Origin of the sequence: endosymbiont of Galathealinum brachiosum (genome assembly GCA_003349885.1) — a bacterium.
Taxonomy (GTDB): domain Bacteria; phylum Pseudomonadota; class Gammaproteobacteria; order SZUA-229; family SZUA-229; genus SZUA-229.
In genome coordinates this window covers 633950-647631 of the sequence record QFXC01000013.1, presented here as the reverse complement: position 1 = coordinate 647631, position 13682 = coordinate 633950, and the positions used below count along the sequence as shown (strand labels likewise).

At 35.3% G+C, this 13682-nt stretch carries 14 protein-coding genes; all 14 read left to right on the top strand.

The window, feature by feature from the left end:
* Positions 1–10 precede the first annotated feature (10 nt).
* Complete coding sequence (locus DIZ80_15860; protein RDH81551.1) at positions 11–802, top strand: co-chaperone DjlA; 792 nt, start codon at positions 11–13, stop codon at positions 800–802.
* A 145-nt stretch (positions 803–947) separates the two neighbouring features.
* Complete coding sequence (locus DIZ80_15855) at positions 948–3875, top strand: bifunctional [glutamate--ammonia ligase]-adenylyl-L-tyrosine phosphorylase/[glutamate--ammonia-ligase] adenylyltransferase (protein ID RDH81550.1); 2928 nt, start codon at positions 948–950, stop codon at positions 3873–3875.
* Between the two features lie 50 nt (positions 3876–3925).
* The gene (locus DIZ80_15850; protein ID RDH81549.1) at positions 3926–4852 is read left to right on the top strand and encodes a branched chain amino acid aminotransferase; all 927 of its coding nucleotides are present in this window, start codon (positions 3926–3928) and stop codon (positions 4850–4852) included.
* Positions 4853–4919: 67 nt separating this feature from the next.
* Positions 4920–5114, top strand: coding sequence for a zinc-finger domain-containing protein (locus tag DIZ80_15845; GenBank protein ID RDH81548.1), 195 nt, complete (start codon positions 4920–4922; stop codon positions 5112–5114).
* Between the two features lie 50 nt (positions 5115–5164).
* Positions 5165–6355, top strand: a complete 1191-nt coding sequence (locus DIZ80_15840) for a UDP-N-acetylglucosamine 4,6-dehydratase (GenBank protein ID RDH81547.1) — start codon at positions 5165–5167, stop codon at positions 6353–6355.
* Positions 6355–7497, top strand: coding sequence for a LegC family aminotransferase (locus tag DIZ80_15835; protein RDH81546.1), 1143 nt, complete (start codon positions 6355–6357; stop codon positions 7495–7497). Before DIZ80_15840 ends, DIZ80_15835 begins: the two co-directional genes overlap by 1 nt.
* Complete coding sequence (locus DIZ80_15830; GenBank protein RDH81545.1) at positions 7494–8075, top strand: acetyltransferase; 582 nt, start codon at positions 7494–7496, stop codon at positions 8073–8075. The genes DIZ80_15835 and DIZ80_15830 overlap by 4 nt, the downstream gene beginning before the upstream one ends.
* A gap of 99 nt (positions 8076–8174) precedes the next feature.
* Complete coding sequence (locus tag DIZ80_15825) at positions 8175–8963, top strand: hypothetical protein (protein ID RDH81544.1); 789 nt, start codon at positions 8175–8177, stop codon at positions 8961–8963.
* Entirely contained in the window at positions 8956–9741 is a 786-nt protein-coding gene (locus DIZ80_15820) for a GNAT family N-acetyltransferase (protein RDH81543.1), read from the top strand. The genes DIZ80_15825 and DIZ80_15820 overlap by 8 nt, the downstream gene beginning before the upstream one ends.
* The gene (locus tag DIZ80_15815) at positions 9741–10400 is read left to right on the top strand and encodes a GlcNAc-PI de-N-acetylase (protein ID RDH81542.1); all 660 of its coding nucleotides are present in this window, start codon (positions 9741–9743) and stop codon (positions 10398–10400) included. Before DIZ80_15820 ends, DIZ80_15815 begins: the two co-directional genes overlap by 1 nt.
* The gene (locus DIZ80_15810; GenBank protein ID RDH81541.1) at positions 10400–11314 is read left to right on the top strand and encodes a hypothetical protein; all 915 of its coding nucleotides are present in this window, start codon (positions 10400–10402) and stop codon (positions 11312–11314) included. Before DIZ80_15815 ends, DIZ80_15810 begins: the two co-directional genes overlap by 1 nt.
* Positions 11304–12362 carry an N-acetylneuraminate synthase gene (locus tag DIZ80_15805; protein RDH81720.1) on the top strand — a complete coding sequence of 353 codons (1059 nt, stop codon included), beginning with the start codon at positions 11304–11306 and terminating at the stop codon, positions 12360–12362. Before DIZ80_15810 ends, DIZ80_15805 begins: the two co-directional genes overlap by 11 nt.
* A 25-nt stretch (positions 12363–12387) precedes the next feature.
* Positions 12388–12879 carry a hypothetical protein gene (locus DIZ80_15800; protein ID RDH81540.1) on the top strand — a complete coding sequence of 164 codons (492 nt, stop codon included), beginning with the start codon at positions 12388–12390 and terminating at the stop codon, positions 12877–12879.
* The gene (locus DIZ80_15795; protein ID RDH81539.1) at positions 12872–13681 is read left to right on the top strand and encodes a hypothetical protein; all 810 of its coding nucleotides are present in this window, start codon (positions 12872–12874) and stop codon (positions 13679–13681) included. The genes DIZ80_15800 and DIZ80_15795 overlap by 8 nt, the downstream gene beginning before the upstream one ends.
* Position 13682 lies beyond the last annotated feature (1 nt).

Sequence of the window (13682 nt, the reverse complement as noted above, 5' to 3'; positions counted from 1 at the left end):
GGATAAGACATTGCCACGCCTAGCCGATGTAGTTACACAAACTTTCCGATCTATTAGCCCTGACGCACTAACAGAGCGTCTTTTCAGAGATCCACTAGCACGCTGGTGGCAAACCTATCAGGAAAAACTCGAAGCCAGTGGTTATGATGGTGCTGTGCAGGGTGCTTTCTTTATATCCAGTTTCGCAGCAATGGGACATGTTGCAAAATGTGATGGTCGGGTTAAAAGCGTTGAAATTGAGTTGGCCACACAGGTTATGGATCATCTGGACCTGACGTCAGAACAACGTCAGCTGGCAATTCGCCTGTTTAATGAAGGCAAACATGAAGATTTTACTCTGGAAACTTTATTATGGCGTTTCAAGCGTCAATGCAGTCATCGTGTCAGTGTCGTGCAGGTTTTTATAGAAATTCAGTTAAAAATGGCATATGCCGATGCAAGTCTGAATGACAGGGAAAGCAAACTAATCAAACGCATGTGCAAACGTCTTGATGTGTCAGATTCTATTTATACCCGTATCGAAAGGCGTGTAAGAGCAGAAAAAAAAGTAGCTAATCAGCCGATAGCAAGTGTGTCCAAAAAAGTTTTTAGTCTTTCAGATTCATATGAAATGTTAGGTGTTAACCGTTGGGCAAATCAGGAACAGGTTAAACAGGCTTATCGCAGGATGATGAGTAAGTTTCATCCTGACAAGTTAGTTGCTAAAGGTGCTAGTGAAGTAGAGGTAGTTGAAGCACATGATATTGTTCATGACATCAAAAATGCTTATGAAATGCTGATAAAATCAAAGCGCATGCAGTAAATGATAGTGGTAAGTCGTAAGTCGTAAGTCGTAAGTCTTATGTCAAATTTTCGCTTCCGTGTTCTTATCGGGGGTGCATATCGGGAAGCTTTGCTTCCCGTTTTGCGTATTAAGTATTTATTATATTTAGATTTGAGGTTAACGCGTGACAGTCAATTCAGAAAAATCACTTTTAAACCTTGTTCCAGAAATTTTGCATGAGCGTGTAACGCGACACTGGCAGGATTGGGTAAAAGCATGTGAATCAATAGAGCAAAATCCACAGCAAGAGACTGATTTAACCCTGCTGGGAAAAATCTGGGCCTGTAGTGAATTTATTCCACTGACGATGATTCGTCATCCTCAGCTCTGGTTTGATCTAATACAGGGTAACTTTCTCAATTTAAGTTTTACGCTTGAAGATTACCGTCAGCATTTAATGCTTCGTCTGGAAGAAAATTCTGCAATAAATGATATAGCATTAATGAAGCAGTTGCGTTTGTTCAGGGCGCAACAAATGTTACGCATTGCGTGGCGGGATCTGGCCGATAGTGCGAATACTAAAGAAACGCTTTGTAATCTGACTGACCTTGCAGAAAGTCTTGTAGATATAACGCTGGAGACACTTTATCAGGATCAGTGTGAGCAGTTGGGCGTGCCGTTTAATTCCAGAGAAGAGCAGCAACGTCTGGTTATTTTAGGCATGGGAAAATTAGGGGGGTATGAGCTTAATTTTTCATCAGATATAGATTTAATTTTCTGTTTTGAAGAAGAGGGTGAAATTTCAGGTAAACGCTCATTAGCAAATAGTCAGTTTTTTATTCGTCTGGGACAGCGTTTTATTAAAGCATTAAATGATGTGACAGCTGATGGTTTTGTCTTTCGGGTTGATATGCGTTTAAGGCCTTATGGTGACAGTGGGCCGTTGGTGATGAGTCAGGCCGGGCTTGAGCAGTATTATCAGACACAGGGTCGTGACTGGGAACGTTACGCCATGATTAAAGCGCGTGTGATAGGAGGTGATCGGATTGAAGGGGAAGCAGTGATGGATATGCTTAAACCCTTTATATACAGACGTTATCTTGATTTTGGTGCGTTTGAATCTATTCGTGACATGAAAGCCATGATCAACGCTGAAATTCTTCGTAAGGGTAATCTGAATAATATTAAGCTGGGTTCTGGTGGTATTCGTGAAATTGAATTTATCGGTCAGACGTTTCAATTATTGCGTGGCGGTAGTGATCCTGATTTGCAAATACGCGGCATACTGGATGTGCTTAAAGTACTGGCAGAAAAAGAATACCTGGATAGTAAAGAGTCTGATTCACTAACAGCCAGTTATGATTTTTTACGACGCCTGGAGAACCGGTTGCAAATATATGCGGATGCGCAAACTCACCTGTTGCCTGATGGTAAAGAGCAGCAGGCAAGTATGGCGTTGGCAATGGGGTATGAAAGCTGGCAAAGTTTATTCGATGATTGTGAGAAACATAGGGCATCCGTTCAGGCATCATTTGTTTTATTATTAAATGAGCAAGGGAGTGAATCAGAAAATGATGCAGAACAGGAAAAAACAGAAGAGAATTCCATTCGTTCAATCTGGTTACACCAGCAGGATGAAGATGAAGTTTTAGCTATACTTGAAAATTCAGGTATGGCTAATTTCAAGGCTGTTTATAACTTACTTGATCAATTTAAAAAATCATCTCAACTCAATGCTATGACAGCAACCGGGCGGCAACGTCTGGATACTTTAATGCCGACATTACTGGTGTTTTTAAGGGAACAGTCAAATCCAGAAGAGGTTCTAAAGCGATTGTTAGGATTACTGCAATCGATTTTAAGACGAAGTGTTTATCTTTCTCTATTGAATGAATACCCAGAAGCGCTAAAACAGCTGATTACATTATTTGCTGCAAGTCCATGGATTGCGCAGCTGCTTAGCCGATATCCTGTATTGCTAGATGAGTTGCTGGATCCTCGAAATTTATATCAAATTCCAACAGCTTTAAAATTAAAGCAGGAATTAGATGGATTGTTATTACGCGTTGTTGATGATGAAGAGCAGCAAATAGAAAGCCTGAGGAAGTTTAAACAGGCTCAGGTACTGAAGATAGCCGCGATGGATGTTGCGGGTGTTTTAGATGTGTTTGAAGTCAGTGAGCAGTTAAGTAATGTCGCTGAAATATTACTGGATAAAGTGATGTCTCTTGCACTTGACTGGATGGTAGCTAAACACGGGCAGCCCACATGTGTGATTGATGGGGAGGAATATCTGCCGAGCATGGCTGTGGTTGCTTATGGAAAAATGGGGGGCAGGGAGTTGAGTTATAGCTCGGATCTTGATCTCGTGTTTTTGCATGATAGTCAGGGAGAGCAGCAGCAGACGAACGGTGAGCGTGTGCTAGATAACACCAGTTTTTTTGCTCGTATGGCACAAAGAGTTATACATTTACTTAGTCTGCAAACAGCAAATGGCCGTTTATATGAAATAGATATGCGTTTAAGGCCGGATGGCAATGCGGGCATGCTCGTCAGTAGCGTGCAGGCTTATGACCTCTACCAGCATGAAAAAGCGTGGACATGGGAGCATCAGGCTTTGATTCGTGCCAGTATTTTGTGTTCAAGTGAACATTTAGCGTTAGAATTTGGTAGAATTCGCCGTTCAATCTTAATGCGTCAGCGAGATAATGCGGCACTGGCAACTGATGTTGTGGAAATGCGTGAGAAAATGCGTGATGCCTTGGGCACAAAGCATGAAACAGGGCAATTTCATTTGAAGCAGGATGCGGGTGGGCTAGTTGATATCGAGTTTATTGCGCAGTATGGCGTATTAAGTTGTGCGTCGAAATATGAGCAGTTTACTGAGTATACAGCGACAAGAAAAATATTGATGAAGTTGATCGAATGCAACTTATTGAATTCGGATCAGGCGCAATGTTTATATGATGCTTATAGAGAATATCGAACCTGTAATCATCAGCGTGCCTTGCAGCAGTTAACTTCAGTTGTAGAAATTGAATCTGTAGCGACATTAAAAGATAATGTGAAAGAAATTTGGCGGGTTGTTTTTGAAAAACAGTCGGTCGTATAAGAGCCTTATTTTAAAAGAACACGGGTAAAATAATTTTAGGAGTAAGAAGTATGCAAACCATGGCCGATCGCGATGGTGTAATTTGGTTTGACGGGGAACTGGTTCCCTGGCGCGAAGCTAAGGTACATGTTTTAACCCATACACTACATTATGGAATGGGTGTATTTGAAGGAGTTCGAGCTTATAAAGCAGAGCAGGGTACTGCAATATTTCGTCTACAGGAGCATACAGATCGTTTGTTTGATTCGGCGCATATTATGCGTATGGATATGCCATACAGTAAAGATGAAATAAATGAAGCGCATAAATTAGTGGTGCGTGAAAATAATCTAGAGTCGGCGTATATAAGGCCAATGGCTTTTTATGGTTCTGAAGGTATGGGATTACGTGCAGATAATTTGAAAACACATATGATTGTTGCTGCCTGGGAATGGGGCGCATATCTGGGTGAAGATAATCTGAAAAATGGTTTAAGAATACATACCTCATCTTATACGCGCCATCATGTAAATATTAGCATGACAAAAGCGAAAGCGAATGGGCATTACATTAATTCTATGCTGGCATTACAGGAAGCAATTAGTGATGGATATGATGAGGCTATGCTTCTCGACCCTGAAGGTTATGTAGCGGAAGGAAGTGGTGAGAATATATTCCTGGTTAAAAACGGCGTTATTTATACACCGGATTTAACTTCTGCACTTAATGGTATTACACGAAATACAATATTCAAATTTTGTAATGAACTGGGTATCGAAATTGTTGAAAAGCGCATTACACGCGATGAAGTTTATATTGCAGATGAAGCTTTCTTTACAGGTACCGCTGCAGAAGTTACCCCCATACGTGAAGTTGATAACCGTATGATTGGTGCTGGTACACGTGGACCAATTACCGAGAAACTACAAACATTATATTTTGATGTGGTTCACGGCAGAAAAGAAATAGATAAGAAATGGTTAACAACAGTTAAGTAGGGTGGCTTTGAGGCTGCTCATTCTTAGCATATGATAAATAATTTGCAAAGCCCAAAAGAGAATAACGATGACAGCTCAGGAAAAATTATCTACGCCAAATGAAAAAAACAAATATGAAGTGACAGAGGATGACGTTCCCGTGCATTGTCCTATGCCGGGAACCAGTTTATGGAACTCACATCCACAGGTGTTTATTGCTTTAGATGATGACGGAGAAGGCAAGTGCCCGTATTGTGGTGCTGAATACCATTTAAAAAAATAAATTTATAACTTGTGAGCAATGACTATCTAATAAATAGGTTGTAAGTAAAAATGAGTCAGATATTAAGTTTGATAGGCAGAGAAAAAGAGCTATTCAACGAAGATATTGAAAAATATGATTCCGAGCTTAAAAAGATTATTTCATCGTCCACATTTCTAGTGGTTGGTGGTGCTGGCTCGATCGGCCAGGCTGTAGTTAAAGAAATTTTCAAAAGAAACCCAAAAAAATTACATGTTGTAGATATTAGTGAAAATAATATGGTTGAACTCGTTCGTGATTTAAGAAGTTCAATTGGTTATATAGAGGGTGAGTTTCAGACGTTAGCGTTAGATATTGGTAGCATTGAGTATGATGCTTTTATTGAATCCGATGGTAAATATGATTATGTATTTAATCTGTCGGCTTTAAAACATGTCAGAAGTGAGAAAGATCCCTTTACCTTGATGCGCATGATAGATGTAAATGTTTTTAATACGGATAAAACAATACAGCAATCAATCGATAATGGAGCTAAAAAGTATTTCTGCGTATCCACTGATAAAGCGGCAAACCCAGCAAATATGATGGGTGCAAGTAAAAAGATAATGGAAATGTTTCTGATGAGAAAGTCTTTAAACATCGAAATATCAACAGCAAGATTTGCAAATGTAGCGTTTAGCGATGGTTCGCTACTGCATAGTTTTAATCAAAGAATAGAAAAAAACCAACCCATAGTCGCGCCGAAAGATATTAAGAGATACTTTATTACTCAGCAAGAAAGTGGTGAGTTATGTTTAATGAGTTGCTTATTTGGGGAAAATAGAGATATATTTTTTCCAAAATTAAGTAAGAATCTGCATTTAATGTCATTTGCTGATATTGCAGTAGAGTATCTGAAGGGAAAAGGCTATGAGCCTTATTTGTGTGAAGATGAAGATGAAGCAAGAACTCTAGCTAAAACATTACCCAAAAAAGGTATGTGGCCCTGCTTTTTTACAATTAGTGATACTACGGGTGAAAAAGATTTCGAAGAATTTTTTACAGATAAAGAAACGATAGATATGGAGAAATACCAGAACATTGCAGTGATAAAGAATGATCTGGAATATGAACAAAAATTACTTGAAAATTTTGAAGAAACGATAAGAGTATTTAAAGAAAATAAACAATGGTCTAAAAAAGATATTGTAGATCTTTTTTTCAAAATGATTCCTGAATTTGGCTATAAAGATACAGGTAAGTATCTTGATGGAAAAATGTAATGTATAAGGATGTTATTGATTTTATTAAGTCGGTTTATAAGACAGATGAGTTTATACCATTACATGAGCCAAGATTTATTGGTAATGAAAAGAAATACTTAAATGAGTGTATAGATTCAACGTTTGTTTCTTCTGTAGGTGAATTTGTTGATCGATTTGAAAGTTCTATTGCAGAATTTGTAGGTGCAAGGTATGCAGTGGCTACATCAAATGGTACTTCAGCCTTACATATTTCACTACTTGCGGTTGGGGTAGAATCAGGTGACGAGGTTATAACCCAGCCCCTGACGTTTGTAGCAACGTGTAATGCCATTAGTTATTGTAATGCTATACCTGTTTTTGTCGATGTAGATCGAGATACTATGGGTATGTCGGCCATTTCATTGAAAGTATTTTTAGAAGAAAATGCAATAGTAGAAAATGATACGTGTATTAACAAAAAGACAGGAAAAGCAATTAAAGCCTGTGTGCCAATGCATACATTTGGGCATCCGTGCAGAATTGATGAAATTAAAGAAATATGTGATAAGTACAATATCTCCCTCGTTGAAGATGCTGCTGAATCATTAGGTAGTTATTATAAGGACAAACATACTGGTACTTTTGGTAAATTAGGTGTATTCAGTTTTAATGGTAATAAAATTATAACATCAGGTGGCGGTGGTTGCGTTGTTACTGATGATGAAGAGATCGCAAAGAAAATAAAACATATGACTACTACTGCTAAAGTTCCGCATAAGTGGGAATATAAACATGATATGACTGGCTATAATTACCGAATGCCAAATATAAATGCAGCTCTATTGGTTGCTCAACTAGAGAATATAAGTGTGTTTATCAAAAATAAACATGAGCTTGCAAGGATGTATGAAAATTATTTTTCAACTAAAAATATGACATTCGTGAAAAGCCCAGTGAACAGTGAAGCTAACTACTGGCTTAACTCAATAATTTTAAATTCTAAAGAAGATAGAGACAGCTTTCTTGAAGAGACTAACTCTAGAAATGTTATGACGAGACCAATATGGTGCTTAATGAGTAAGCTGGATATGTATAAAGATGCACAATGTGGTGATTTGGATAATTCGGTATGGCTGGAATCACGTGTTGTGAATATACCAAGTAGCGTAAGGCCGGGATGAAAAAAATAGTATTAATTGGTGGCGGCGGTCATTGTAAGTCTTGTATAGATGTTATTGAACAGGAAAATCTATATGAAATAGTCGGTATTCTAGATAAGAAAGAACTGATAGGTGAAAAAATATCAGGTTATCAGTACATAGGCACAGATGATGATATAGAACGTTTGACCAAAAAAGGTAATGAGTTTCTGATTACTGTAGGGCAGATAAAAACAGTATCGATACGTAAAAGAATTAACCGTATTCTAGAGGTTAATAATTCCAGCCTGGCTAATGTTGTGTCTCCTCGTGCATATGTGTCACGTAAGGCAAAAATAGGACGGGGTACTATTATAATGCATGATGCATTAATTAATGCGGCTGTAACAATAGGTGATAATTGCATTATAAATAGCAAGGCACTTATAGAGCATGAAGTCATTATTGGCGATTTCTGTCATATATCAACGTGTGCTGCTGTTAATGGAGGAGCAAAAATAGGACAAGGCACTTTTTTTGGTAGTAATGCTGTCTGCAAGGAAGGAGCTGAAATAGGTTGTGATAGTTTTATTAAAGCAGGTGAAGTAATTAAAGAATAAGAGATTCAGATAAATCTTATCGATAAATGATTATTGGTTAGTTAAATAGAATAAGCAATGTATATAGATTAAGTGTGAAGAAAGATAGGCGAATAAATAATGATGATAAATGTCTTGGGTTTTGGATTGATGGGGAAACAAATTTCCGCATTATTATATTTGTCGGGCTGTGAAGTTAATATATATAGTAGAAATGATATTAATGAAAAAGATTTTTTAAGACAGGTAAAAATCCTTAAAAAAAGTCTAAGAGATACCCGGGAAGGCAAGTATGTTTTATATGCAGAATTGAATGAATTACCTAACTGTACAACTATTGAAAGCGTCGTTGAAGACATAACGATAAAAAAAGAAATTTATGAAAAAATAAGACTCAATAATAATAGTTTGTATTTAACCAATACATCATCATACTCACCAGATGAAATATCTTCAGAGATATTAGGAATGCATTTTTTTAATCCAATTAGTTTGGGTTTGATTGAGTTGTCAAACAACAATGTGAAGCAGGAAGAATTAGGTGATCTAAGTTCTTTAGTGAGTAAGTTTGAGAGTCTGGGTTATGTTGTCGTTGATGTTAATGAAAATAGAGGATACATAGGGAATTACATACTTTTCCATGAGATTTCATCTGCTTTAAAACTGGTAGAAAAATTTGGTTATGGAGTAGAGCAAATAAACCAGGTGTATTCAAAATTATATGATGGTAGAGATATATTTTTTATTATAGATCTTATAGGTATTGATGTTTCTTATAAAATATTAAGCAACCTTAAAGAGGTTGATGAAACAATATACATGCCAAAAACACTTAAAAAAGCATTAGAAAGAAATATATTGGGTAGAAAAAACAAAACAACGATAAAAAGTATAATAGAAGATGTTTGAAAAAATATTAATTACAGATAAATTAGAGTTAAAAAAACATAAAAAAGAAATAATTAAATTGTTTCATAAAAGCTTTAACGCTGAGCTCGATGAAAAGCTATGGGAGTGGGCTTATATTGAGAATCCCTGTGGTGACCCTGTTGTTTCATTGTATTATCATGAAGGCGCTTTAGTCGGCCATTATGCCGTTATTCCTGTAAGGCTGAAATATAATGGGACAGGTATATTGGCTGCATTGTCTATGACGACTATGGTTGATGTGAGTTATAGAAGGCATGGTTTGTTTATTGAGCAAGCTAATGTGGTTTATGAGGAAGCTAAAAAATTAAATTATTCTCTAGTTTATGGGTTTCCTAACATGAATTCTGCCCCTGGATTCAAAAAGAGGCTAGGATGGACAATCGACACACAGGGTTGTGTAGTTGAGCTTACGAGTGATAAATTGCCGAGAGAAAGCTCAAAAAAAAGTAAAAATCAGATTGAGTTTAGTCTTGATGATGAATTGATGTTGAATTGGCGTTTATCTAAGCCGGGCATGAAATATATTAAAGATGGAAATGTAATATATAAAGAATTTGAAAACGAACATGATCTGATTTTTCATGATAATTATTTTGATTCATTAGATAAGAATAGAAAATATAATTTATATGTAAGTGATTGTAATGATTATGATAATGAGAAGTCATTTGACTACGCCTTTGGTTATAAAATATTTGATGAGCATATGAGTGGATGCAATTTTAAGGTTGATTTAATAATGTCGGACGTTTTCTAATGAATGATAAAGTATTGGTATTAGCTGTACATCCAGACGATGAAACGTTGGGCTGTGGTGGCGCTCTATTAAAGCATAAACTTGAAGGTGACAATATACATTGGTTGATATGTACAAGTCTTAATGCTACAGATGAAAATTATGATAAAAGAGAAGAGGAAATATCAAAAGTAAGTAAAGAGTATGGCTTTAGTAGCACTCATAACTTAAGACTCGATACTATGCGGGTGGATGAATATTCGGTTAGTGATCTTGTAGGTAAAATATCAGAAGTTATTCAAAAAATACAACCAACTATAATCTATCTGCCATTTAAAAGTGATGTTCATAGCGATCATAGGGCAATCTTTTCAGCTGCTTATAGCTGTACTAAATCATTTAGATACCCGTATATTAAAAAAATATACATGATGGAAACATTAAGCGAAACAGAGTTCTCTCCCAGCACAAAAGAAGATGCATATATTCCAAATGTATTTGTTGATATCACAGATCATATTGAAAAGAAATTGGAAATAATGAAGTTATACGAAGGTGAAGTGGGTGAACACCCATTTCCAAGAAGCATTAGAGGTTTAAAGGCACTATCAACATTGAGAGGCTCCACGGCTGGATGTGAATATGCTGAGAGCTTTGTATTATTAAAAGAAATTCGCTGATGAGTAAAAAGATCATATATTCGACGGTAATGTATGAGTGTAAAGAGTTTAAACTATTTTTAAATGATTATTTAAAGTCTGTATTCTGTCAGGTTGATATTGATTTTGAAGTTTTGATCATTAATGATCAAGCAGATGGAGAGTTGATAAGAAGCGAAATAGCAAGTTTAAACAGTAATCACTTAACTATTCATGTGTTTGATGTAACAAATAAACAAACACACATTGAGTTAAGGAAGCGCCTGATAGATTTATCATATGATCTTAATGCGGATGTATTAATATTTTCTGATTTTGATGAGAATGTTGATTGCAACAGGGTAAAAGAAATAAGAAATAAAATTGATAATTATTCGTTTGTGTTTAATGATTTTTACATTGTGGATAAAAACCTTAATAGACTGGGTAAAGAGTCGTTTTTTGGTAGTAGGAGCATCCCGCGTGATATTGATAATTGGAAACATATAAAATCATTTAATTATATCGGGTTTGGAAGTATGGCTATTAATTTAACTGAATATAATTATAGAGATATGATGTTTCCTGATGATATACGCGCACTTGATTGGTTTATAGCTACAAAAGTGTTAATTGATGGCGGTAAAGGCCTTAAGTTAGATAAGACTTTTGCAAACTATAGACAACACGATGAATCATTTGTAGGGTTTGATTTTAAGCTGACTGAAGATAGGCTGGCGCAAGGAATTAGTATAAAAAAATCACATTATAATTATTTTAGGCACGTATGCGCTGAGTTTGAAGAGTTATATTCTGACGTGATTGAATTAGAAAGATTTATAGAAGAAATCGGTAAAGATAAATATATAAGTATTATTAATGCACGATTTAATACTAATAAATTTTGTTGGTGGGAAAATATTAAATTAAAGAAAGAGTTATATGATGATTTTTAAAGAATTAAATAAGCCATATATAATTGCTGAAATTGGATGTAATCACAATGGAAATACAGAGCTCGGTTTGAAAATGATAAAGTCAGCTAAAGATTGCGGAGCTGATGCAGTTAAGTTTCAGTATTTTACTAAAGAAAACCTGTTTACAGAGCAGTATATGTCTGATTTAGATGAGGGTTCAGTAAAAATAGAAAACATCGATAAATGGGAAACAAAAGAATTAAATCTTGATGGTGTATCAGAGCAGATAGATGAGTTTATTAATGACAAAGAACAGCTTGGTGTTTTTAAAAAATATTGTGATGATATAGGTATTGATTTTGGCTGTACACCTGTTGATGCTGATGGCGTTTATTTTTTAAAAGAAATAAATAGTAGTTTTATTAAGCTGGCTTCGATGGATGCGGATAATCTGGAAATGATTGAAGCTGCAATAGATACAGGTTTGCCTATACTTATATCAACAGGCATGGCTGATTTGCAGGAAATTGATGCTGTTTATAATTTATTTAAAAGTAAAAAGTTTGATAACTTCTCTCTATTACATACAGTATCTATTTATCCACCTAGAGATGAAATTGTTAATCTTAATTTTATAGACACATTAAATGCATTATATGATTGTGAAATTGGTTATTCAGACCACACGCTTGGTTTTTCCGTGCCTTTAGCGGCAATTGGGAAAGGAGTGAAAGTAATTGAAAAACATTTTACTTTAGATAAGGAGATGTTTGGCTGGGATCATAAAGTGTCTGCTGATGAAAAGGATCTAAAAATAATTTGTGAAGAAGGAAATAAGGTATATAGAACTTTAGGTAGCTCATATAAAGTATTATCCCCTGAAGAAATTGAAAAAAGAGAAAAATTCAGAAGAAGCGCGACATTAAACGTAGACGTGAGAAAAGGGCATGTATTAACGAAAGAAGATTTTGTTTATAAGCGTCCAGGAACAGGTATCAGGCCTGGCGAGATAGATTATGTTCTGGGGCGTAAGTTCAAAAATGACACTAAAAAAGATAAAACGTTATTATTAAGCGATTTTGATTGACTGGTTCATTAGTTAGGTATAAGTGATGGCATATATTGTAAGTTTAAGTGATGGACTATTAAATAATTTATTTGATGATAATAATATTATTGATTTTATCGATAGATGTAAAATTAAAGCAACAACACTTGAATTGGGTGAAGCTGAAAAAATAATATTAAATGAAGATGTTTTTTGCATCGCAATGCATGCCACTCTAAAGCCTGAAAGCGTGTTTGAATCGCACAAAAAATATATTGATGTGCATATTGTTCTTGATGGTTGTGAAAAAATAGAATTATTAAAGTTTGATAATTCGTTAGAATGTTTTGAGTCAGATATTGATAACGATTATTATTTATATAACTCCGATAAAAAAGTAAAAAATATTATATTGGAACCTGGAAAAGCAGGCGTGTTTATGTTTGAAGATGTGCATAAAACTGGGGTTAAGGCAGGCTGCGATTGCTCGAATGTCGTTAAGTTGGTTGTTAAAATTAAATTAAATTTATTTGAAAAAGTATTTCACTATGAGTAAAAAAACTATTGCCTGCATCATAGCTAGAACTGTCTCAACGAGGCTTCCGCTAAAAGTTTTAAGAAATGTTGTTGAAGACTTCACAATGCTTGATTTTATGATACAAAGATTAAAGTTAGTTAATAATATTAATGAAATATATTTATGCACATCACATGAAGCTGTAGATGATATTTTGGAGGATGTAGCTAGTAGGAATGAAATCAAGATATATAGAGGCTCTCCTGATGCTGTTATCGAGAGGATGATTTCAGTAGGCAATAATGAGTGTGCTGATAATGTTATAAGAATTACAGGTGACAACGTATTTACATCTTATGAATATTTAGAAGAACAAATAAATATTCATAATTTAAATGACCTGGATTACACCAGGATTATTGATGTTCCAGTAGGGGCAACAGCAGAAGTTATGAAGTTGACGGCCGTTAAAGAATGTTTTGATCTAATTGATCCTGCTATAAGTGAATATCTGTTGCTGTATATGTTTAAGCCAGAACATTTTAAATGTGGCGTTGTAAATATTAGAGATCTTAAATCATGTTCTAACTACACCGTTACGGTTGATACCAATAAAGATCTAGATCGAACAAAAAGCATTTTAGAATATTATTCTGGAAATCCCTTGAAAATCAATTTAAAAGATATTGTTGCAATTATAGATGAGAATAAAATAGCGAATAGTAAAATAGAGTCATCAGGAAATATAAAGATGCCATATGGAAAAGAAATAAGTTTCGATGAGTTTCAGGAAGATATGAATAAGCGTATTAAAGAATCAAATTATTTTGAAATTGGGTGAT